The following is a 22,004-nucleotide window of genomic DNA, read 5'->3' as shown; positions in this document are numbered from 1 at the left end:
TTGGATTCCTGTTATCTGGGAATAGTCAGTTGCTGTCCCACACGCAACATATCGGACTTGAGCTTGTTGGCTCGTTTGATACTGGCAACAGTGACACCATATCTGTGGGCAATCACAGACAATGACTCACCACTGCGAACCTTGTGTTTAACCGAGCCCCGTGATGCCAGCAGCGTATTCTCCGGCGGGTTGGCTTCAAAATATCTCATCACACCACGGTGAATCGCCTTGGCCAGTTTATCCTGATGGGACGCAGTTTTCAGTAACCTCTCCTCACCCGGATTTGAGATAAAACCAGTCTCCACCAGAATGGACGGAATATCCGGCGACTTAAGCACGGCAAAACTGGCCGATTCAGGCTGATGCTTATGCAGCTTGGTCACATGACCCAGGTCAGACAGCACGTCATGGGCAATGGAATGACTGATAGCCATGGATCTGTCCATGGACATATCCAGCAGCGTCATTGCAAGGTACTGCTCGCTGTCCGCACTTTGAATAATCTCTCCGGCACCGCCCAACAACTCAGAGTGCTTTTCTTTTTGCTCCAGCCAGCGACCTATCTCACTGTTTGCACGGCGACGGGACAACACCCATACCGATGCACCTCTGGGCTGAGGAGAGGTAAAAGCATCCGCATGAATAGAGATCAGTAAATCTGCCTTACTCTTGCGAGCCAGTTCAGAACGCTGGTTCAGGTTAACGAAGTAATCGCCACTGCGGGTCATTACCGCTCGCATTCCAGGTGTCGCATTGATTTTTGCCGCAACGCGTTTGGAAATATCCAGTACGATTTTCTTTTCGTACATGCCGCTTGGGCCAATGGAGCCCGGGTCTTCACCACCGTGTCCGGCATCAATGGCTACCACCACATCCCGCATCTCTCGCTTGGGAGGCGTTACCGTTTTTGAGGGGGCTTTGGAGTCTGCCAGGTCCAACACCAAACGATCCCCATAGGGAGCCGTAGGTTTCAGCGCAAACAGGTTGGCAGACACAGGACGATTAAGATCAATAACGACCCTGAGTGTCCCCTTTTGTGGCGGTTTACTCAGGCGAACACGCTTAACCAGCTTACTGTTATTACTGATTTTACTGAGATCAACGCCACTGGCAGCAGACTTCATATCCACCACCAGACGATCTGGTTTGGTCAGGGTGAAATAGCTGTAATCCGGTGACTTGGAGAGGTCAAAAACCACCCGGGTGGAATCCGGAGCGGCCCAAATCCTGATACCATTAAGCTTATTCCCGGCAGCAGTTGCCGGAGAGATACCCCCAAGGCTGACCAGAAAAAAAGCCATTGTCAGCCAAAATTGAAAACTATGTCGAATGCTTGCCATCGTTATTTTAGTTTTGAAAGCAGTGCTTCACCTTTTTGTGATTTTGCGGAAATTGTCAGATCCCGGGAATTGTTCTGATAGCTGAGGTGCAGGTGCAAATCTGCTTCCGGCAATAATCCCTCTCCCCTATCAGGCCACTCTACAATACACAAACTTTTGTCTGAAAAGTAATCGCGGATCCCCATAAATTCCAATTCTTCAGGATCAGCCAACCGATATAAATCAAAATGATATACTTCGACACCGGAAATCTCGTAGGGTTCCACCAAGGTGTATGTTGGACTCTTCACCGCGCCCTGGTGACCCAGACTCTGGATCAAGCCGCGACTGAATGTGGTCTTGCCTGCACCCAACTCACCAGTCAGATAGATGACCAAAGGCGCGCTAACTACCTCCGCCAGACGCCGTCCCAATGCGACGGTGTCATCTTCATTTTGCAGAAAAAAACTTAACTCTTTCATCATTTCTCAATTATAAAGGATTGACCAGTTGGCGAATGCCCGACATTAAATCTGAAGCCAACATTCCACGTATACCATAGGCTGCGGCTAAATCTGCTGCGTCACCATGTAGGATCACACCAGCCACCGCGGCTGTCATTGGCGCAAAGCCCTGAGCCAGCAGCGCGCCTATAATACCCGAAAGCACATCGCCACAACCACCACTGGCCAGCCCTGGATTGCCAACCGGGGCCACAACCACCTCATTACCATCACTAATCACAGTGCCTGAGCCCTTAAGAACAACCACGCCACCATATCGGTTTTGCAACGCATCTACTGCAGCAAACCTGTCATTTTCAACCTCCGCTACACTGCAATTCAGCAAGCGTGCAGCCTCGGCCGGATGGGGTGTCAAAACCCAATTGCGCCGCTGCTCCGGTTGTTTGACCAACAGATTAAGTGCATCGGCATCCAATAGCATTGGCTTGTCAGACATGAGCGCAGCCTTAAACAGGTTAAATCCCCAGTCGTCCACTCCTAATCCCGGCCCTATCACCAGAACATCAGGCCAACCAAGCACCTGATAGGTTTCCATATCAACCAATTCGCAACCATGAACCATCAATTCCGGCCTGGTCAGGTTGATTGTCGAAGCGTGGGACCAATGGCTGACCAGCTTTACCAGCCCGACTCCAGCCCGGAGACAAGCTTCACCGGCCAGTCTTACCGCACCGGACATCCCCTGATCGCCACCCACAATACATACCTTGCCATAATTGCCTTTGTGGCTATTTTGTCGTCTCGGCCTGAACACTTGCTGAAGAAAGGCGCCCTGCAACATTCGACAGCGAGATACCGGCAAGACAGCTTGCAGGCCAATATCGCCGAAGCAGATATCGCCACAATGATCTCTGGCATCTGAGGTAAACAGTCCCTGCTTAAGCGCCCCAAAACAGATGGTCAAATCAGCAATTACCGCGACACCATGAACCCTGCCCGTATTCGCATTCAACCCTGAGGGTAGATCCAGGCTCAGAACACTTACCTGCGTACTGTTAATCATCTCGATGATGGTGCTCACGTCCTCCCTGGGAGCGCCTTTAACTCCGGTCCCCAGCAGGCCATCTATCAGAAAGTCAGCACCAGTTAAGGCACAGTGCAAACTATCTCTGTTTAGCGGTTCAACTCGCACACCTGCTGCCATCAATCGCTCAAAGGCTTGCTCATTTTCATCAGTGTATTTTTGGGAATCTTGTCGAAGCACCCTGCACGATGCACCTTTATCAGCCAACATACGTGCTAACATCAAAGCATCACTGCCATTGTTTCCGCTGCCCGCCACCACGACAGGAGTTGCTGGCAGCCCCTGAGAAAACAGCAGGTCAAATGCCGAGGCAGCGGCTCTTTCTACCAGGCTGAACAGACTGATGCTTTCCAACCTGACCAGATCCAGTTCTGCCTGTCGGATCTCCTGGCTACTGAAAACATGTGTGGGAAGGGGATGCTTTGCCATAGCACTCTCCTGAAGTGGTCATAATATGGAGTTCAGCTACAAACATACCGGACGAATACGAATCGCCCGGCTATTTGCTAAAAGAATATACGCGATTGCGATAGATTTTCAGACAAACCGTCAAGACAAGCAGGCTCTGGCTTAGTCTCTGGCCTTGAGAAGAGAATCAGATATCTTCCATTCTCATCACAGAATGAACCAGCCTCTGCTGCTGGGTTTTGCTCACTCTCAGCAAATCTGACATGGCGCTTTCAATTTCACCTGTTGGCGCGACTTCTACCAATGTTTCCAGATATCCAAGAATCCTGTTGTCAAACTTAAGATGAAGTTCAATCAGATCGTCTTCATTCATTCCCGCAACAGGTACGATAGATTCACAGGCCTGCTTAAATCCGCCCATCTCCAGGTTTTCATACCAGGTATCCAGCATACGCCTCGGGGCATCATCAATGTAGGATTCTATCGTCTCAGCGATATGCTGTTGATGTTGTTGAAGATACTCGAGCAGAAGCTTGGTTCTGGCCGAATCACAATGATTATGCAGTCGCCGATAAAGCGCCTGCATCTCCAGATGGCACTCCGCAATTCTTTCCAGCACGTCCCGCAATTGCTGCATCCGCATAAGATTCCCTCCACTGATTGAATACGTTTTTGCCTAACGCCATTATCAATCCGTTTCCACAGGAAACTTTTGAGCGAAATCATAAACAGGTCATGAATCAATCTAATGGTGGAGTGTTTGGGGAAAAATCGGGGGGAGATTGGAGCGACATATCGGGTTCGAACCGATGACCTATACCTTGGCAAGGTATCGCTCTACCAACTGAGCTAATGTCGCATCACAGTTTTTAAGGACTTCACCCTATTGGTTAGAGATAAGGTATCGTTCCTTCACTTTTCCAACTGAGCTAATGTCGCGGTGCTTTTCAGCAAATTTGGAGCGACATATCGGGTTCGAACCGATGACCTATACCTTGGCAAGGTATCGCTCTACCAACTGAGCTAATGTCGCGGTGCTTTTCAGCAAATTTGGAGCGACATATCGGGTTCGAACCGATGACCTATACCTTGGCAAGGTATCGCTCTACCAACTGAGCTAATGTCGCAGTGCTTTTCAACAAAATTTGGAGCGACATATCGGGTTCGAACCGATGACCTATACCTTGGCAAGGTATCGCTCTACCAACTGAGCTAATGTCGCATCACAGTTTTTAAGGACTTCACCCTATTGGTAAGAGAGAAGGTATCGTTCCTTCACTTTTCCAACTGAGCTAATGTCGCATTCACGTTTTATGACTGTGAAGTCGGAATTTGGAGCGACATATCGGGTTCGAACCGATGACCTATACCTTGGCAAGGTATCGCTCTACCAACTGAGCTAATGTCGCATTCACGTTTTATGACTGTGAGGTCAGGATTTGGAGCGACATATCGGGTTCGAACCGATGACCTATACCTTGGCAAGGTATCGCTCTACCAACTGAGCTAATGTCGCATCACAGTTTTTAAGGACTTCACACTATTGGCAAGAAAGAAGGTATCGTTCCCTCACTTTCCCAACTGAGCTAATGTCGCATTCACGTTTTATGACTGTGAGGTCAGAATTTGGAGCGACATATCGGGTTCGAACCGATGACCTATACCTTGGCAAGGTATCGCTCTACCAACTGAGCTAATGTCGCATTCTTGCTATCGGAAGTACAACTGAAACAGGGACCGCCGTAGAAGTGAGGCTGCATTATATGCAAATTTGCTATCCCTGCAACCCCTACATTCGGAATAATCTTCCAAGCGGTTAAATTTTGAATATTGTCTCACGGTAATAGCTCATTTCACCGATAGACTCTTTGATATCCTGCAGCGCCTGGTGGGTATTTTGCTTCACAAAACCGTCCAGCAATTCAGGTTGCCAGCGACGTACCAGTTCCTTAATGGTGCTCACATCAAGGTTGCGATAATGGAAGTGATCTTCAAGTTCACGCATGTATTTATTAAGGAAGCGTCTGTCCTGACCCACGCTGTTACCACACATAGGTGATTTGCCCGCAGGTACATGTTCACGCAAGAACGCCAGGGTTTCCTCCATGGCGCGCTGCTCAGAGTGTTCGCTGGCACGCACTCGGTCGATAAGGCCTGACTCACCATGATGCTTCTGGTTCCAGTCATCCATGCCAGCAAGGACATCATCGGATTGGTGAACTGCAATAACCGGTCCCTGAGCCAATACATTCAGGTTCTCGTCAGTCACCATGGTCGCGATCTCGAGAATACGGTCGGTTTCCGGCTCCAGGCCAGTCATCTCAAGGTCAATCCAAATCAGGTTCTTTACATCTGCAGTCATAGATCTGCCTATCTTCCTCGTTTCGCCCCAAACTCAGGCTTTTTTCTTCAAGACCGTGTATCATACTGCTTTTTTAAACGACACAAAATCATCTTTGTAGATGAGACGCATCTGTGAGTAAAAAGAAACCCCTTAGTCGTGGTCAGTTGCGCCGGATGCGCGCCAACCATCAAAAACGATTGCAAAAAGCTGATCAACAAAATCAGTCTCTTGACATACAGGATAGTTCACTTGAAGCCGAACAGCTTGGAACAGTGATCTCCCGATATGGCCAACATGCTGATATTGAAACCCAGGATGGTCAGATCACCCGTTGCAATATGCGACGTACAATTGGCAGTCTGGTCTGCGGCGACAAGGTCGTCGTACGTCTGAATAAAGATACGCAAGCTGTCGTGGCAGGCGTCATTGAGGCTGTACACCCACGTACATCTCAACTGAGTCGACCTGACCTTTATGACGGCGTCAAAATCATCGCTGCCAACATTGATCAAATCCTGATCGTTTCGTCTGTACTGCCCAGCTTTACGACTCAGATTATCGACCGCTATCTGGTTGCCTCTGAAGATACTGAGATCCCGCCGGTTATCGTCCTTAATAAGGTAGATCTGCTGGATGACCAAAGTCGACCCGAGATTGAGGCCGCGCTGCAAAGGTACAGAGATATCGGTTATCAGGTCTATCAGGTCAGTTCGAAAACCGGTGAAGGCATCGAAGACCTGAAGAACCTGCTGCAAGATAAGGTGAGTGTGTTTGCCGGTCAGTCAGGCGTGGGCAAGTCATCATTAATCAATGCACTGATGCCGGATGCCGAACTGCTGACCGGCGAAATCTCTGGCGTATCTGGCCTTGGTCAACACACAACAACGACAGCCAAACTGCTGCATTTCCCCTCTGGAGGCGATCTGATCGACTCACCTGGGGTGCGGGAGTTTGCCCTGTGGCATTTGCCAGCTGAGAGAGTCGGTTGGTGCTTTGTCGAGTTCAGAGATTACCTTGGTTCCTGTAAGTTCCGTGACTGCAAACATGGGGATGACCCAGGCTGCGCTTTACGGGATGCAGTGGAAGCAGGCAAAATTGCGCAGGACAGATTCCAGAACTATCACAGAATAATCGCCAGCCTGGACGAACAAAGGCACGCTCGCCATTTCCGTCCCGGTATGGACGAGCGAGAATAATCAACCTTGTTGAGGAACTAACCTTGGATAAATTGAAAGTGGCTTTGCAATATGTAATGCCCAAACACCTGCTGTCCCGTCTGGTGGGCAAACTTGCCGCGGCGGAAGCGGGCGCACTGACCACCAATGTGATCAAGTGGTTTATCAAGCAGTATAAAATCGATATGAGCGAGGCAGCCCAAAGCGAGCCGAAAGCTTATAAGACATTCAATGACTTCTTCACCCGCGAGTTGAAAGCCGGGGTGCGTCCGCTGTGCGATGATGAAGAGATGATTGTGCACCCGGTAGATGGTGCTGTCAGCCAATGCGGACCAATAGAAGAAGGTCGTATATTTCAGGCTAAAGGTCACCATTTTACTTCTCTGGCCCTGTTGGGGAATCAGGAAGATGATGCCAAACGCTTTGCAGGCGGTGACTTCGCAACGATTTATCTGGCACCCAAGGATTACCACAGAATCCATATGCCCATTAAAGGCACCTTATCGAAAATGACCTATGTGCCGGGCGAACTGTTTTCAGTAAACCCGTTAACCGCACAAAATGTTCCTGGGCTATTTGCCCGCAACGAGCGTGTAGTCGCGATTTTCGAAACAGAGATTGGCCCAATGGCCATGGTGCTGGTCGGCGCGACCATAGTCGCCAGTATCGAAACTGTCTGGGCAGGTACAGTCACCCCGCCAACAGGCAAGCAGGTGTTCACCTGGGATTACCCAACCGAAGGCCCTGAAGCTATCACTCTGGAAAAAGGCGCCGAAATGGGTCGCTTTAAACTTGGCAGCACTGTAGTCATGCTGTTCGCTGAAAATGCACTGGAAGCATTTGCCGATGGCGTTACGCCTGAAGCCGTCACACGGATGGGACGCCCTTTTGCCAAGATCCGCGACTGATCTTCATACTGCAGCGCCCCATCAGGGGCTGCTGCAACTTCACCTCGCCACACTGCTGTTTGGTGGCACCGCCCTGTTCTCCCGCCTGCTGCCGTTAAATGCGCTGGACATCACCATGATCCGTGCCGCTATTGCAGCTGTCGCTCTGGCGCTGCTGGTTAAAGCCAGTAGAAAGCCAATCAGACTCAAAAGCCTGCGAGATTATGGAATTGCCGTTTTACTTGGCGTTCTGGTGGGACTGCACTGGGTTACTTACTTTGGCGCCATGCAGTTATCATCGGTGGCAATAGGTATGATCGCCTTCTTCTGTTATCCGGTAATGACCGTACTGATTGAACCATTGCTGCACGGTGACAAGCCAGCCATTCAGGATGTAGCCAGCGGCCTGGTAGTACTTTTCGGCGTCTACCTGCTGATCCCTGAAGCCAGCTTAGGCAATAAGGTCACTCTGGGCATTATGCTGGGGATCTTGTCTGCCATGCTGTTTACCGCCCGTAACTTGCTGCACAAATACAGATTCAGCGGTTATTCAGGGTTCCACGCCATGTTTTACCAAACACTGGTTGCGGCCTTGATGCTGTTGCCATTTCTCGAGGTCAACCCGGCGCAACTGTCTGCCAACATCTGGTGGCTGTTCCTGCTGCTGGGAGTTGTATTTACCGCTATGCCCCATGCGCTGTTCACCTCGGCACTTGGCCACCTCAAAGCAAAAACCGTAGGCTTGGTCGCCTGCCTGCAACCCTTTTACGGTGCACTGCTCGCCTATCTGTTTCTGGGCGAGAAGCTACAGCTGACAACCTTTATCGGCGGCACCCTTATCGTCGCCACGGCCCTGTTTGAAACTGCCCAGAGTCATCGCTCAAAAAACGCGTTGAAATAACCATATACCCCGTATCATTCAGCAGGTAACTTAGTTAAGATCCTTCTCGAACGATACGGCCTTTCACCACTCCCATGACTAGAATACTCCTCCTGCTGCTGTGTTTACTCCCTGCTTTGGCCCAAGCCAATCCGACGCTTGGCCTCGACAAGCGCCTTGGCATGAACAGCAATCAAACTCAGGAGCTGACTCAGGAACAGAAACTGGCTCAGTTGCAGGAGAAAATCGCCCTGTTGAAACAGGCGGCGGACAGCTATAACCGCTCCCTGATGGAGTTATCATCCCAACGGCTCAATCTGGCGGAACAGCAAAGACAAACTCAACAGCCTCTGCCGGTAGAAAGAGAGGTGGCTCTGCGTCAGCAGGCCTCTTTGGCGCATCTGCGTCTTTCGGAGTTAAAAGAGAGTGAGTCCCTGCTGGGTAAGCAAATAAACACCCAGCTTGAGCGGCAAAAACAGTTGCCAGGGCTTATCCGGGATGCCAGAGACACCGCCCTGCAGAATCAAAGAACAAGCCTGTTACCCGCGGACTCTCCCGCCGGTGCCCTGCAACACGCTCAGAGACAACTATACCAGCAGCAACTCCTCACCCTGGAAGCTGAGCTGGACAGCAGCCCGGCACGGCTGGAAATGGCACAAATGCAGTTACAGTTGGTTAGAGCCCAGTTGCATCAACAGGAACTGCAGATCGAAACCCTGAATCAGGCTATCAGTGCAAGGCAACAATCCAATACTGATGCCACTCTGGCCAGCAATATTGTCGCTGATGACCAACTGACAGACCCCATTGCCATCGAGATCAACAAGGTTAATCTTGAGCTGGGAGATCAGCTTAAAGCGCTGACCAGTGACATTAATCAGACACTGAAAGCCCAGGCGAAAGCCGAAACCCAATACCAGCAGCAGGCCAAGCAACTGACCAATATTCAGGAGCAGATCACCTGGGTAAAAGTAAACTCAGCTTTTGGTGACCGTTTTCTGCAGATGTTGCAGGCCCTGCCCAAGCCCCCCAGCCCTGAAAAACTGCAGGGGGAGATCGCCGATACCCGTCTGGCACGCTACCACGTAGAGCAGCTGCAGGTCCTCAACCAACAGGATCTCAGCGAAATAGATATTACTCCCGAACAGCAAAAGTTATTGAACTCTCAGCAGGTACTGATTGGACGTTTGCTGGAGGCATTCGATCTTTATCTGGCGGAGCTGGCTAAGCTCAAACTCAGCTATGAACAGCTGACCCAACAATATGAAACCCTGAAAAGTACCCTCAATGAACATCTGTTCTGGGTACCGAACGCCAATGCCATCGGCAAGCTGTGGCTCACCGAGCTGCACAGATCGACAGTTTGGCTGGCAGAGCAGGCCCCCTGGCAACAGCTGCCAAAAGCATTGGATGAACAACAGCACCTGTGGGCTTGGTGGATTATCCTGCTGGTACTTTGCCTGATGGTTCAGGACCTGTTGGCCCCCAAATATACCAACACCCTCAATGGCTACGCCGCCAATGTGGGCAATGTGACCCAGGACAACTTTATTTATACCTTCAAGGCGCTGCTGGTCTCTGCCGGGTATTCATTGATCTGGCCTATGCCGATTATCGCTGCCGGCCTGATCTTTTATGGCGCTTCTCACAACTTTGTTCAGGCAGTAGGCATGGGCATTGTGGCCATGGGCTGTCTGCAGTTGCTGTACCGCTTCTATACTCTGCTGGCACAGGACAAAGGGGTGCTTATTGCCCACTTCGGACGCCCGCCTCAGGTCATGCAGGATGTCAGCGCCAGACTGCATCGCTTTGTCTGGTTAGCCACTCCGCTGCTGGGTCTGATGGGCTTTACCGAAGTGCTGGACTCATCACCCATACGTAACAGTCTGGGCCGGGGTGCATTTATCATCTTCTGTATTCAGCTGTTTATGCTGTACAAGGACGCATTGACCATCTCACGTCGATTCCGTCAAAGTGGCGATGAAGATGGCAAGAACAAGAAGCTGCTTCACAGAGTACTTTGGCTGACATTGCTGCTGGTACCTTTAGTCAGTGCCGTACTGGCACTCCTGGGTTACTACTTCACCGCCTTCCAGATGTTGCTGCAGTTGCAATTGTCTTTGGTTCTGGGTCTTAGTTTCCTGCTTATCTATCAGCTTATCCGGCGCTGGATGCTGATAGAACGTCGTCGAATCGCATTCGACCGTGCTAAAGCCCGACGCGCAGAGATCCTGGCACAACGTGAGAAGGGCGAGACCCCAAACAGTGACCAGCTGGATACCTACGAAGAGCCTGTCGTAGATCTGGAGACCATATCCAGTCAGTCACTGGGATTGGTTCGTTCACTGCTGTTACTTGCTCTGCTGGCGAGTTTGATCGGCCTGTGGAGTCAAACCCACACAGCGCTGTTCTCATTCCTTGACGGTGTAACCCTGTGGACCAGCAATACCAGCATCAACGGTATTGAGCAGCAGGTTCCTGTAACCCTGAAGTCGGTATTTTTCGGGCTGATTATCTTTGCCTTCTCACTGATGATTGCCACCAACCTGCCTGGCTTGCTGGAACTGATGATCTTGCAACGGCTGGAACTGTCTCCGGGCACAGGCTTTGCGATTACTACAGTCAGTCGCTACCTGGTGGTGCTGTTCGGCACCCTGGTGGGATTCTCAACTCTTGGAATGGAGTGGAACAAGCTGCAGTGGCTGATTGCCGCTCTGTCGGTTGGTCTGGGCTTTGGTCTGCAGGAGATCTTCGCCAACTTTATTTCCGGTTTGATTATTCTGTTTGAAAAGCCGGTAAGAATTGGCGATACAGTGACTATTCGGGATCTGACCGGTACTGTCAGCAAGATTCAAATCCGCGCTACCACCATTATCGACTGGGACCGCAAAGAGATTATTGTTCCCAATAAAGCCTTTATTACCGAGCAGTTGATTAACTGGTCCCTGTCAGACCCTATCACCCGGGTCATTATTAATGTCGCGGTATCCAGGGATTCAGACCCGGCCAAAGTAGAGGCCTCACTGTACCAGGCAGTGAAAGAGTGCAACGAAGCACTGGAGATACCAGAACCTGAGGTTTGGTTTGCCGGTTTTGGTCAGCATACTCAAGACTATGAGGTCAGAGCCTACGCCAGAGATATGAATGCCCGCTGGCCACTTCGCCATGCGCTGCATAAACTCATCAGCAAGAAGCTGAAAGAAAACAACCTTGAGTTGGCTTATCCTCAGCTGGAGATCCACCTCAGCCCGCAGCAACGCGATTCGGGACAGGGGCTGATACGCTGATTACAGGTAACTTGTTATGTTGATATTTGCCCACCGGGGAGCCAGTGGCTACGCCCCTGAAAATACAGTTAAAGCCATGCAATTGGCACTCGATATGGGAGCAAGCGCCGTTGAGTTGGATATCCATCTGGTTGAGGATGAACTCTATGTTTTTCACGACCGCTGGCTGGACCCCAAATCAAACGGAAGGGGACTGATTTCAGATCACAGTAAAGCAGCTATAGCAAAGGTTAGTCTGGTTGGGGAACCCATTCCCACCCTTTGGCAACTTATGGCCGCAATGCAGCCAAGACCACTGGTCAACATTGAACTGAAGGGAGCAAACACTGCAGAGCCACTGATAGCGCTTTATCCGCGCTTGCTCAGTGAGCTGGGGTACACCAGACAGCAACTGCTTATCTCATCATTCAATCACAGATACCTGCTTGAGGTGAAACAGGCCTTGCCCGAAGCCCTGGTCGCGCCATTGGTAGAAGGTGTACCGCTGGATTTTGCAGCTTGTGGCGATAAGCTGGGCGCATTCTCTATTCACCTGGATATCAACTTTATCACCGAAGAGATGGTATCCGATGCCCATAGCCGGGGACTCAAGGTCTATGTGTACACAGTCGACCGGGAGCAGGACATACTATGGATGCAGCAAATGGGTGTAGATGGCATATTTACCAACTTTCCTGACCGTGCCCAGCAGATTTTACAGTAGAAAAATTAATCATTTCGCCATAGCTATGGCAACATCAGTCTAATGCATGATACTAATAAAAAAGTACGCCCCCACTACAACCTAAAGCCATAACTGCAGCAAGCGGGCGGATCTTTGCCATTATTAGAAGAGTGACCCCTTGCAATATTCAAAGGTGGTCACCGGTCCATCTCTGTAATCGGAACTTACGGAAATTACTATGGAACACAAGTTGTTGCTGTTAACCAGAGACAACGATCAGTATCGCAGCATACTGGAAAACAGCGCTCCTTCGGGTTTAATTCTGCTTGGAGAAGAACCAAGCAACATTAAAGAAGCTGACATCTGGTTGGCCGAGCCTGCTCTGGCGGCTCCACTTCTCGGACATGCCTCCAAACTTAAATGGTTGCAATCTACCTATGCGGGCGTTGATGCTTTAATGCGACCACGCCTGCGGCAGGATTACTTACTGACCAATATTAAAGGCATATTTGGGCCACTGATGAGCGAATATCTGTTTGGATATCTGCTGGCTCATAAACGCCAGCACGCCAAGTATCGCCAACAGCAGGAACAAAGGGTCTGGCGTCCCGGAAGTTACAAAACTCTGCAGGGGCAACACCTGTTGCTGCTTGGAACCGGTTCGATTGCCCGCCATATCGCCACTACAGCGAAGCACTTTGGCATGCTGGTATCCGGTATCAATCGCTGCGGAACACCTGTTGAAGGCTTTGACCGGGTGGGCAATATGGATGACCTGCCGGACTTTATCGCCCAGGCAGACGCTATCGCCAACGTATTACCAAGTACACCCCAGACCCGGGGTATCCTTAATGCAGATGTTCTGGCCTTGATTAAACCCAATGCCGCCTTGTTTAACCTTGGCAGAGGCGACGTCATGGATTTGGAAGCGCTTGACGCTCAGCTGTCACGCCAGCCGGATCAGCAGGCTATTTTGGATGTGTTTAATCAGGAACCCCTGCCCTACGACCATCCCATCTGGGCCAGACCAAATGCGACAATTACCCCACATATTGCTGCACCCAGTTTCCCTGAACAGGTGATGGAGATCTTCTTCCTGAACTATAAGCGCTACCTTACTGGGCAAAGCCTGACCCACCAGGTTTGTTTCCAACAGGGGTATTGAGAAGTAGTAAAGTGCCAGAAAGCCGGTGCAGATACACCGGCTTTTTTGTCTGTGAAGAATGAGGTAAATGTCGTAGATACCTAATTGCCTGCCTTAACCGCTAACATCCGGCACGACAATTAGCCAGATTGATTCCTGCAATGGTTCAAGTCCACTTATACCAACCCCCATAGAAGATTGATCTAGAGCCATTCAGCCATAAAAAACCGGCGCTGTAGCGCCGGTTCGTTTCCTGGAGGCTTGATTAGTGCTTGAGGCTTCGCTCAAGGAACTGCTCGACCAAGACTTTCTGTGAACTGATCTTATCCAGCACGCCGCGGTTAAGTACCACCATCTCCTGGCCCAACTTATTGCTGGCAGTCGTCAACTGGGAAACATTCACCACGTTACGATTCACTTCATTGGAGACGCTGGACTGCTCTTCAACTGCACTGGCAATATGGTGAGTCATATCGGTAATGGAGGCCACCGCTTCACGGATCACCCTCAGGGCTTCACCAGCCTCATTGGCTTTGTCTACACAGTTTGAAGCAGCATCCACACCATGCTGCATACTTCTGACCGCTTTGTCGGTACCCTGCTGCAGCAAATTGATAATGCCTTGGATCTCAGTGGTGGACTCATGGGTTCGCTGTGCCAGCGCCCTCACCTCATCTGCTACTACAGCAAAACCACGTCCCTGCTCACCGGCTCTGGCTGCTTCAATCGCCGCATTCAATGCCAACAGATTGGTTTGCTCTGCAATACTTTGAATAACATCCAGAACGGTGCCAATGCCTCTGCTGTGCTCTTCAAGATCTGCGACAAAGGTAGCGGTTTCCTTCAATTGCCCCGACATGGACTCAATGGCACAGACGGTCTGTGCCACTATCTGATCACCGTTAACCGCTTCTCCCGAAGCCTGTTCGGAAGCGGTCGCCGCATCTGAACAATTGGATGCCATATCTGACAGGGTCGCCGTCATTTCCTGCATCGCAGTTGCAACCTGATCCATTTCCGCTTGCTGGGAAGCACTATTGCCCTGTACATCCTCACTCATCGCACTGGAAGATACGGCATTCTCACTGGATTGCTCACATGAATCCAATGCCCTTCCCAGCAGGGCCTTAAGCTCAGAAGCCTGCATCTGCATTGCCAACTCAATATCCGCCACATCATCGTTGCGCCCTGTATACAAATAGGTCATCAGCGGGCTGTCATAGATATCTCTCGCCTTGGCAACCATATTTCGAAAATGGGACATAACCGCAAAGCCACCGCCAAACAGCACAGCAGCACTGACAATAAATGCCAGCCAGCCCGCGACACCGGTTTGGGCAGCAAGAAACAACATGGGAAGCAGTGCCACAATACTGACAGCAGTCAGCTTGGTCTGGGTGCTGATACGACGCTTCAAAGCCGCGACAGAACCCTTTTCATTCAGCTCTTTATAAGCAGCTTCTGCACGTGTCACCTGCTCCCGCTTCGGCTTTACCCTGACAGATTGATACTCAACGACCGAGCCACCTTCAGAGATAGGTGTGACAAAAGCATCCACCCAGTAGTGGTCGCCATTGGCACACCGGTTTTTCACCAAACCTTTCCAGGGATTACCTTTCTTGATGGTGCTCCACATATCAGCAAAGGCCGCCGGTGGCATATCCGGGTGCCGAACCATGTTATGGGGATTCCCTTCAAGGTCAGACAACTTATATCCTGCCACCTGGCAAAAGGAGTCATTGGCATATTTGATGATACTTTTGGTATCAGTTGTCGAGAGCAGTATCCAATCCGAAGGATAATCATTCTCTCTTTGGGTAACAGGTTGGTTGTTTCTCATACTCGCTCCCGAAAGCAACTCAATTTCATAAAGAGCGCTGAGCCAGCGCCCTGAAAAAGGCATTTGTTCCGGACAAACTTCAGTTTGTGGCACCGCCCGGCAGATTTAAGTGTAGATCACACTTTTTTATAACGCCGGATAAATAAGTATCAATTAATTAGAACTACCTGATATTAGACGTGATAACAATTCTCAATTACACTTCTCCTCGTATTTAAGCAGGAGTTATTCACTGATGTATGTATGTGTTTGTCATGGGGTGACAGAGAGTCAGGTCAAACAGGCGCTGGCCGAAGGTGTTACCAGTATGGCTGAGCTGCGCCTGAAATTGGGTATGGGTGGTTCCTGCGGTAAATGCCTTAAACAAACGGGGCAGATGATAAAGGCCGAGGCGAATGCCAAAGCCAATTATTACGAAGTAGCCTGACCCTTCTGCTGACGGTCTTACTGTGAGCAGGGACCAGTCCACTCGGTAATAGCTACACAGGCATAAAAAAACCGACACACTGGATGTCGGTTTTTTGTTTGGGTTTACAGGCCGCCGAGAGATTCTCCCAGTTCAACCTTGTCGACTCTTTGCAGACCCCGTGGCAACTTGGCACCTCGGCGTCCCCTCTCTCCGCGATAGTGCTCAAGATCTGATGCCTTGAGTGTCAGCTTACGCTTGCCTGCCCACAAAGTAACAGCACTTCCTTCCGGCACCAGTTGCAAATGCAGCAGCAGCTCTTCACGGTTTTTAGCCCTTTCGGAAGGAATACCTATGATTTTGTTACCTTTGCCTTTACTCAGTTGAGGCAGAGCATCAACACCAAACACCAGCATACGGCCTTCGTTGGTTACAGCCAGAATCGATGGATTGGCTCCCATATCCACTTTTGCAGGCGGCAGCGCCTTGGCATTGGCCGGTAAACTCAGCAGGGCTTTACCCGCCTTGTTACGGGATACCATGTCGCCAAAGCTACAGATAAAGCCATATCCAGCGTCACTGGCCAACAGATAATGTTGTGACTCATCACCCAATACCACATGCTCCATCAAGGCGCCTGGCGCTAAATTGAAGCGGGTCGTAATAGGCTCGCCCTGACTTCTGGCAGACGGCAGCGTATGGGTTTCTGTGGCAAACGCGCGCCCGGAGGAATCAAGGAATACCGAGGGTTGATTACTTCGTCCCTGGGCACTGCAAAGATATTTGTCACCGGCTTTGTAAGACAGGCCTTCGGCATCAATATCATGGCCCTTGGCACAACGCACCCAGCCCTTGTCTGACAGCACTACAGTTACCGCTTCTGCAGGGATCAGTTCCTGTTCAGTCAGCGCCTTGGACTCTCCGCGCTCAATCAAAGGAGAGCGTCTGTCATCACCAAATTGCTCAGCATCTTTGGTCAGCTCTTTCTTGATCAGTGTCTTCAGACGACGTTCAGAACCAAGCAACTGCTCAAGCTTCTCACGTTCAGCTTCCAGCTCACTTTGCTCGCCCTTGATCTTCATCTCTTCCAGCTTCGCCAGGTGGCGCAGCTTAAGTTCAAGAATCGCTTCGGCCTGTTTATCTGTCAGACCAAAACGGGCAATCAGTTCAGCCTTGGGTTCGTCGTGGAAACGGATGATCTCTATCACTTCATCAATGTTGAGGAAGGCGATCATCAAAGCATCAAGAATATGCAGTCGGGCCAGCACTTTATCCAGGCGAAATGCCAGTCGGCGCTTGACTGTTGTTAAGCGGAACTCCAGCCATTCGGTCAACAGCTCACGCAGACCTTTGACCTTTGGACGTCCATCCAGTCCCAATACATTGAGGTTAACCCGGAAGCTCTTTTCCAGATCTGTAGTGGCAAACAGATGTGCCATCAGCTGATCGCAGTCAATGCGATTGGAGCGAGGAACCACGACCAATCTGACCGGATTCTCATGATCCGACTCATCACGCAGGTCTGTCACCATAGGCAACTTTTTGGCCTGCATCTGGGCAGCAATCTGCTCAAGAATCTTTGCAGCACCAGTCTGATGAGGCAGAGCTGTAATGACGATCTCACCATTCTCGACACTGTAAACAGCACGCATTTTAATGCTGCCACGGCCGGACTGATAAATCTTGGTAATATCAGCCGCTGGGGTCACGATTTCTGCTTCTGTCGGGTAATCAGGCCCCGGCACAAACTCCATCAGGCGGGGCAAATCCGCTTTCGGGTTTTCCAACAACTCGATACAGGCAGATGCCAGTTCGCGAACATTGTGAGGCGGAATATCTGTCGCCATACCTACGGCAATACCGGTAATGCCATTAATCACAATATGTGGCAGTCGGGCAGGCAGTACCAATGGCTCCTTCATGGTGCCGTCAAAGTTGGCGCCCCAATCGACGGTCCCCTGTCCCAGCTCTCCGAGCAATACATCGGCAAACCTGGACAGCTTGGCTTCGGTATAACGCATCGCCGCAAATGACTTGGGATCGTCAGGCGCACCCCAGTTCCCCTGACCGTCAACCAACGGATAGCGATAAGAGAATGGCTGCGCCATCAATACCATGGCTTCATAACAGGCACTGTCACCATGGGGGTGATATTTACCCAGCACGTCACCTACAGTACGGGCCGACTTCTTATATTTAGCCTGCGCACTGAGACCCAGTTCGCTCATGGCATAAATAATACGGCGCTGTACCGGCTTCAGGCCGTCACCGATATGAGGCAAAGCCCGGTCCATGATGACGTACATGGAATAATTCAGATATGCGTCTTCGGTGAAGCGCCGCAATGGCATCTGCTCTACACCATCCAGACTCAAATCTATTGAATCACTCATTATTTCAATTCCTGTTATTCTGCTTCCAAACCCTTGTAATAAAGGCGGTAAATATTGCCTTTCAGGTCGTCGGAAATATATAAGGCACCATCCGGCGCCGTTACTAAGGCATAGGGTCTGGCAACCGGAAACTCTCCATCCAGAAAACTCACCAGAGTGGTACGTTCAGTGACTCTGTTACCGTCCAGAGACAACACCACCACCTGATACCCTACTTTGCTTGAGCGATTGGTAGAGCCATGCTCAGCCACAAACAACTGCTGTCTGAACTTGACCGGAAATGACTCGCCCCGATAAAAATGTACACCCGCCGGAGAAACATGAGCTGGCAGCTCATACTCAGGCTTTCGAATATTCAATTGAGATGGCTGCTTGAAACTTGGCTCCCGGGTGCTTTCGCCATGCATATAGGGAAAGCCAAAATGTTCGCCGGGATTTGCCAACCTGTTGATCTCATCAGCAGGCAGATTGTCTCCCATCCATTCACGACTATTGTCGCCGAACCAAAGCTCCTGCTTATCCGGAGACCAGTCCATCCCCAGCACCCGACGAACGCCTGTCGCAACCTGCTCAGCATTACCTGTGTCAGGGTCTATGGCTAAAATACTGCCGTAGGGCGCTCTGGCATCACATACATTGCAGGGAACACCCAGCGCCAGATAAAGCCGGCCATCGGGCCCAAATGCCATGGAGCGCGTGGCACCTTTCTCAACTGGCGGCAGCCCGGAGTAAACCACTTTGGGGCGTCCTGGTCGCTTGAGTCTGGTCTCAATATCCAGAAACTTGAGGATTTTATCATCCTCGGCCACATACAGATCGCCCTGATAAAACGCCAGGGCCTCAGGCCGCTTCATATGACGGTCCAGCACATAACGCCGGTCAACCCTGCCGTCCTGGTTTTCATCAACCAGCGCCATCAGATGACCTGTATCACCAGTGCCGACAAACAGAGTGCCCTTATCGCCCAATGCCATCTGTTTGACATCGCCAAGGCCCGAAGCATAAAGACTCATTCCAAAGCCTTTGCTGACAGTGAGCATCACCGAGGCCTGGGCACTTATACTCAGGTTGGCGATAAGCAATGACAGCAAACCGACACATCTTGTGATATTTCCTTTCGGTTTCATTTCGGGCCCTTACATCCTTTGGGTTTGGCAGATTAGATAACCGCCAGGTCCCCTTTGCTCTCCAGCCAGGTCTTGCGATCTGCTGAGCGCTTCTTGGCCAGCAACATGTCCATCAGTGCCAGCGTCTCTTCAGCATCATCTATGGTCAGCTGAACCAGGCGACGGGTATTGGGGTCCATGGTGGTCTCTCTGAGCTGAAGCGGGTTCATTTCACCCAAACCTTTAAATCGGGTGACCTGAACTTTGCCTTTTTTGCCTTCGGCAACAATCCTGTCCAGCACCCCAGTCTTTTCCTGCTCATCCAGGGCGTAATACACCTCTTTACCGATATCGATTCGGAACAGAGGTGGCATGGCGATATAGACATGACCTTGCTCAACCAAAGCACGGAAGTGACGCAGGAAAAGCGCGCACAGGAGCGTGGCAATATGCAGTCCATCTGAGTCAGCATCGGCGAGAATACAGATCTTGTGGTATCTCAGCTCAGCAATATCCTCGCTGTCCGGATCGCAACCGATAGCCACGGAGATATCATGTACCTCCTGAGAACCCAGCACCTGAGACGCATCCACCTCCCAGGTGTTCAAAATCTTACCCCGCAGCGGCATGATAGCCTGGAACTCGCGGTCACGAGCCTGTTTGGCACTGCCTCCTGCCGAGTCACCCTCCACCAGGAAAAGTTCTGCGCGGGCAGGGTCCTGACCTGTACAGTCGGTCAATTTGCCTGGCAATGCAGGGCCAGAGGTCACCTTTTTGCGGGCGATCTTCTTGGCCGAACGTAAACGTCGCTGGGCGTTACTGATACACAACTCTGCCAGTGCTTCGGCCTGAGCAGTGTTTGAGTTCAACCAAAGGGAAAATGCATCTCTGACAATACCGGATACAAAAGCCGCACACTGTCGGCTGGACAACTTCTCTTTAGTCTGACCGGCAAACTGAGGGTCTTGCATCTTAACCGACAGGATAAAACTGGCTTTATCCCAAATATCTTCGGCTGAGAGTTTCACGCCTCTTGGGGTCAGATTGCGGAATTCACAGAACTCCCGCATAGACTCGAGCAATCCCTGACGAAAGCCATTCACATGGGTTCCGCCCAAAGGCGTTGGGATAAGGTTAACGTAGCTTTCCCCGAGGTACTCACCACCTTCAGGCAACCAGGTAATCGCCCAGTCAACAGCCTCAATCGCACCAGCAAAACTGCCAACGAAAGGCTCTTCCGGCAAAGCCAGCGCATCCTTCAGGGAGCTTCTCAGATAGTCGGTCAGACCATCTTCATAAAACCACTCCTGGGTTTCATTGGTCTGCTTGTTGACGAACTTGATACGCAGGCCTGGGCAAAGTACCGCTTTGGCCTTCAGCAAATAGGTGAGTTTGCCAATGGAAAAGTTGGCAGAATCGAAATAGCTGGCATCGGGCCAGAATCGCACCCGGGTTCCCGTGTTGCGTCGACCACAGGTTCCGGTTTCCCGCAGTGCTTCGACCCGTTCGCCGTGCTCAAACGCAATATCGAATACCTTGGCATCGCGGCGTACTGTCACTTCAACCCGGGTCGACAGGGCGTTTACCACAGAGATACCTACACCATGCAAACCACCCGAGAACTGGTAGTTCTTATTGGAAAACTTACCACCGGCGTGCAGCTTGGTCAGGATCAGTTCTACCCCGGGAATCCCCTCTTCAGGGTGAATATCCACCGGCATACCCCGACCATCGTCGATCACTTCCAGAGAGTTGTCATCGTGGAGGATCACTTCAATCTTGCTGGCATGGCCCGCAAGCGCCTCATCCACGCTGTTATCTATCACCTCCTGACCCAAATGGTTGGGGCGGGTGGTGTCCGTGTACATGCCAGGGCGGCGTTTAACCGGCTCAAGGCCATTTAACACTTCAATCGCATCAGAGGTGTATTGGTTTGTCATAGCGCACACAAATTAGTATTAAAATTCAGAGTCTTTGCCCTGCGTTATTATATTCAGACAGCGCCAGAAACTGGCAGATATCTGATAAGTGCGAGGCGTAGCCGATAAAACTATGGTCTCCGCCAGCCTCGAGACACATACTGCAGCAATGATACTTGCTGACTGCCTGACGATAATCAAGCACTTCGTCACCGCTTTGCAATAATACAAAAAACCGATCCGGATGCCGAATCACACTGGTATCCAGCGCCTGCAACTGTGCCTGATGTTGAGGAAGAACCTGGTACGTCTCGCCGGTGTAAGGGTTGTGCTGGCTACCGATAAACTCAGCAAACAGCTCATAGGGCTTGACTGCCGGGTTGATCAACACAGCCCGACCACCATACTTTTCAGCCAGATAACTGGCAAAGTATCCCCCCAGCGATGAACCAACATAACACAGAGGCTCCCCCCTGGCTTTGGCATCACAGGTCAATTGTTCCAGCAAAGCCATGGCCGCTACAGGCTCAGTGGGTAACTGCGGCGCAATCAGGTGTACATGGGGGAAATGTTGCTGAATATAGTCAGCCGTCTGCCGTCCCTTGTCAGACTGGGGAGAACTGTTGAATCCGTGGATATATAGCAGCATAAGTCCTCACGCTGCGGTCGGCTGGTAACTCAACC

At 50.9% G+C, this 22,004-nt stretch carries 17 protein-coding genes and 7 tRNA genes; 7 read left to right on the top strand and 17 right to left on the bottom strand.

Annotated elements, in window-relative coordinates; translation table 11 throughout:
• Positions 1–11 precede the first annotated feature (11 nt).
• From ACFOE0_RS01905 to orn, 12 genes are all read right to left on the bottom strand, one after another.
• Positions 12–1,301: an N-acetylmuramoyl-L-alanine amidase gene (locus ACFOE0_RS01905; RefSeq protein ID WP_248937262.1), complete on the bottom strand. Its 1,290-nt coding sequence runs from the start codon at positions 1,299–1,301 to the stop codon at positions 12–14.
• Positions 1,302–1,342: 41 nt separating this feature from the next.
• The gene (tsaE, locus tag ACFOE0_RS01900; RefSeq protein ID WP_115137134.1) at positions 1,343–1,801 is read right to left on the bottom strand and encodes a tRNA (adenosine(37)-N6)-threonylcarbamoyltransferase complex ATPase subunit type 1 TsaE; all 459 of its coding nucleotides are present in this window, start codon (positions 1,799–1,801) and stop codon (positions 1,343–1,345) included.
• A 10-nt stretch (positions 1,802–1,811) separates the two neighbouring features.
• Positions 1,812–3,296: an NAD(P)H-hydrate dehydratase gene (locus ACFOE0_RS01895; protein WP_248937261.1), complete on the bottom strand. Its 1,485-nt coding sequence runs from the start codon at positions 3,294–3,296 to the stop codon at positions 1,812–1,814.
• Between the two features lie 166 nt (positions 3,297–3,462).
• Positions 3,463–3,918, bottom strand: a complete 456-nt coding sequence (locus tag ACFOE0_RS01890) for a hypothetical protein (protein ID WP_115137136.1) — start codon at positions 3,916–3,918, stop codon at positions 3,463–3,465.
• 140 nt (positions 3,919–4,058) lie between these two features.
• Positions 4,059–4,134 (bottom strand) — tRNA-Gly (locus ACFOE0_RS01885).
• Positions 4,135–4,232: 98 nt separating this feature from the next.
• Positions 4,233–4,308: transfer RNA gene (locus tag ACFOE0_RS01880), tRNA-Gly, on the bottom strand.
• Positions 4,309–4,326: 18 nt separating this feature from the next.
• Positions 4,327–4,402, bottom strand: a tRNA-Gly gene (locus tag ACFOE0_RS01875).
• Between the two features lie 19 nt (positions 4,403–4,421).
• Positions 4,422–4,497: transfer RNA gene (locus ACFOE0_RS01870), tRNA-Gly, on the bottom strand.
• Positions 4,498–4,608: 111 nt separating this feature from the next.
• Positions 4,609–4,684, bottom strand: a tRNA-Gly gene (locus tag ACFOE0_RS01865).
• A gap of 31 nt (positions 4,685–4,715) precedes the next feature.
• Positions 4,716–4,791 (bottom strand) — tRNA-Gly (locus ACFOE0_RS01860).
• Between the two features lie 111 nt (positions 4,792–4,902).
• A tRNA-Gly gene (locus ACFOE0_RS01855) sits at positions 4,903–4,978 on the bottom strand.
• Positions 4,979–5,091: 113 nt separating this feature from the next.
• Positions 5,092–5,637, bottom strand: a complete 546-nt coding sequence (gene orn / locus ACFOE0_RS01850; RefSeq protein ID WP_248936704.1) for an oligoribonuclease — start codon at positions 5,635–5,637, stop codon at positions 5,092–5,094.
• A gap of 113 nt (positions 5,638–5,750) precedes the next feature.
• Between orn and rsgA the strand changes: the two genes are divergently transcribed.
• From rsgA to ACFOE0_RS01820, 6 genes are all read left to right on the top strand, one after another.
• The gene (rsgA, locus tag ACFOE0_RS01845) at positions 5,751–6,815 is read left to right on the top strand and encodes a small ribosomal subunit biogenesis GTPase RsgA (protein ID WP_248936703.1); all 1,065 of its coding nucleotides are present in this window, start codon (positions 5,751–5,753) and stop codon (positions 6,813–6,815) included.
• Positions 6,816–6,838: 23 nt separating this feature from the next.
• Positions 6,839–7,702 carry an archaetidylserine decarboxylase gene (gene asd, locus ACFOE0_RS01840; protein ID WP_248936702.1) on the top strand — a complete coding sequence of 288 codons (864 nt, stop codon included), beginning with the start codon at positions 6,839–6,841 and terminating at the stop codon, positions 7,700–7,702.
• Entirely contained in the window at positions 7,683–8,582 is a 900-nt protein-coding gene (locus ACFOE0_RS01835; RefSeq protein WP_248936701.1) for a DMT family transporter, read from the top strand. Before asd ends, ACFOE0_RS01835 begins: the two co-directional genes overlap by 20 nt.
• Positions 8,583–8,656: 74 nt before the next feature.
• Positions 8,657–11,848: a mechanosensitive ion channel domain-containing protein gene (locus ACFOE0_RS01830; RefSeq protein WP_248936700.1), complete on the top strand. Its 3,192-nt coding sequence runs from the start codon at positions 8,657–8,659 to the stop codon at positions 11,846–11,848.
• A gap of 16 nt (positions 11,849–11,864) precedes the next feature.
• Positions 11,865–12,551: a glycerophosphodiester phosphodiesterase gene (locus ACFOE0_RS01825; protein WP_248936699.1), complete on the top strand. Its 687-nt coding sequence runs from the start codon at positions 11,865–11,867 to the stop codon at positions 12,549–12,551.
• Positions 12,552–12,750: 199 nt separating this feature from the next.
• Positions 12,751–13,677: a D-2-hydroxyacid dehydrogenase gene (locus ACFOE0_RS01820; protein ID WP_248936698.1), complete on the top strand. Its 927-nt coding sequence runs from the start codon at positions 12,751–12,753 to the stop codon at positions 13,675–13,677.
• Between the two features lie 244 nt (positions 13,678–13,921).
• Here ACFOE0_RS01820 and ACFOE0_RS01815 read toward each other — a convergent pair whose 3' ends face one another.
• The gene (locus ACFOE0_RS01815) at positions 13,922–15,496 is read right to left on the bottom strand and encodes a methyl-accepting chemotaxis protein (protein WP_248936697.1); all 1,575 of its coding nucleotides are present in this window, start codon (positions 15,494–15,496) and stop codon (positions 13,922–13,924) included.
• 235 nt (positions 15,497–15,731) lie between these two features.
• Here ACFOE0_RS01815 and ACFOE0_RS01810 point away from each other — a divergent pair, with 235 nt between their 5' ends.
• Positions 15,732–15,923: a (2Fe-2S)-binding protein gene (locus ACFOE0_RS01810; RefSeq protein WP_248936696.1), complete on the top strand. Its 192-nt coding sequence runs from the start codon at positions 15,732–15,734 to the stop codon at positions 15,921–15,923.
• A gap of 104 nt (positions 15,924–16,027) precedes the next feature.
• On the opposite strand, the gene parC is transcribed toward ACFOE0_RS01810, so the two are convergent.
• Genes parC through ACFOE0_RS01790 form a run of 4 tightly spaced genes read right to left on the bottom strand, consistent with a single transcriptional unit; the run spans position 16,028 to position 21,969 of the window.
• Positions 16,028–18,295, bottom strand: a complete 2,268-nt coding sequence (gene parC / locus ACFOE0_RS01805; protein ID WP_248936695.1) for a DNA topoisomerase IV subunit A — start codon at positions 18,293–18,295, stop codon at positions 16,028–16,030.
• Between the two features lie 14 nt (positions 18,296–18,309).
• On the bottom strand, positions 18,310–19,422 hold the full coding sequence (locus ACFOE0_RS01800) for a PQQ-dependent sugar dehydrogenase (RefSeq protein WP_380711277.1): 1,113 nt from the start codon (positions 19,420–19,422) through the stop codon (positions 18,310–18,312).
• A 32-nt stretch (positions 19,423–19,454) separates the two neighbouring features.
• Positions 19,455–21,341 carry a DNA topoisomerase IV subunit B gene (parE, locus tag ACFOE0_RS01795; RefSeq protein ID WP_248936694.1) on the bottom strand — a complete coding sequence of 629 codons (1,887 nt, stop codon included), beginning with the start codon at positions 21,339–21,341 and terminating at the stop codon, positions 19,455–19,457.
• A 25-nt stretch (positions 21,342–21,366) separates the two neighbouring features.
• On the bottom strand, positions 21,367–21,969 hold the full coding sequence (locus ACFOE0_RS01790; RefSeq protein WP_248936693.1) for a YqiA/YcfP family alpha/beta fold hydrolase: 603 nt from the start codon (positions 21,967–21,969) through the stop codon (positions 21,367–21,369).
• Positions 21,970–22,004 lie beyond the last annotated feature (35 nt).

The organism is Shewanella submarina (assembly GCF_042646185.1).
GTDB classification, from domain to species: domain Bacteria; phylum Pseudomonadota; class Gammaproteobacteria; order Enterobacterales; family Shewanellaceae; genus Shewanella; species Shewanella corallii.
The sequence above is the reverse complement of the archived record's forward strand: the minus strand, read 5'-3'. Positions and strand labels throughout refer to the sequence as shown.

Excerpts from the sequence above, each read along its gene's own strand:
- orn (WP_248936704.1), bottom strand. The coding sequence starts at position 5,637 with ATGACTGCAGATGTAAAGAACCTGATTTGGATTGACCTTGAGATGACT.
- ACFOE0_RS01815 (WP_248936697.1), bottom strand. The coding sequence starts at position 15,496 with ATGAGAAACAACCAACCTGTTACCCAAAGAGAGAATGATTATCCTTCG.
- ACFOE0_RS01830 (WP_248936700.1), top strand. The coding sequence starts at position 8,657 with ATGACTAGAATACTCCTCCTGCTGCTGTGTTTACTCCCTGCTTTGGCC.
- ACFOE0_RS01905 (WP_248937262.1), bottom strand. The coding sequence starts at position 1,301 with ATGGCTTTTTTTCTGGTCAGCCTTGGGGGTATCTCTCCGGCAACTGCT.
- ACFOE0_RS01895 (WP_248937261.1), bottom strand. The coding sequence starts at position 3,296 with ATGGCAAAGCATCCCCTTCCCACACATGTTTTCAGTAGCCAGGAGATC.
- ACFOE0_RS01825 (WP_248936699.1), top strand. The coding sequence starts at position 11,865 with ATGTTGATATTTGCCCACCGGGGAGCCAGTGGCTACGCCCCTGAAAAT.
- ACFOE0_RS01800 (WP_380711277.1), bottom strand. The coding sequence starts at position 19,422 with ATGAAACCGAAAGGAAATATCACAAGATGTGTCGGTTTGCTGTCATTG.
- ACFOE0_RS01790 (WP_248936693.1), bottom strand. The coding sequence starts at position 21,969 with ATGCTGCTATATATCCACGGATTCAACAGTTCTCCCCAGTCTGACAAG.
- ACFOE0_RS01810 (WP_248936696.1), top strand. The coding sequence starts at position 15,732 with ATGTATGTATGTGTTTGTCATGGGGTGACAGAGAGTCAGGTCAAACAG.
- parE (WP_248936694.1), bottom strand. The coding sequence starts at position 21,341 with ATGACAAACCAATACACCTCTGATGCGATTGAAGTGTTAAATGGCCTT.
- ACFOE0_RS01820 (WP_248936698.1), top strand. The coding sequence starts at position 12,751 with ATGGAACACAAGTTGTTGCTGTTAACCAGAGACAACGATCAGTATCGC.
- ACFOE0_RS01890 (WP_115137136.1), bottom strand. The coding sequence starts at position 3,918 with ATGCGGATGCAGCAATTGCGGGACGTGCTGGAAAGAATTGCGGAGTGC.
- parC (WP_248936695.1), bottom strand. The coding sequence starts at position 18,295 with ATGAGTGATTCAATAGATTTGAGTCTGGATGGTGTAGAGCAGATGCCA.
- tsaE (WP_115137134.1), bottom strand. The coding sequence starts at position 1,801 with ATGAAAGAGTTAAGTTTTTTTCTGCAAAATGAAGATGACACCGTCGCA.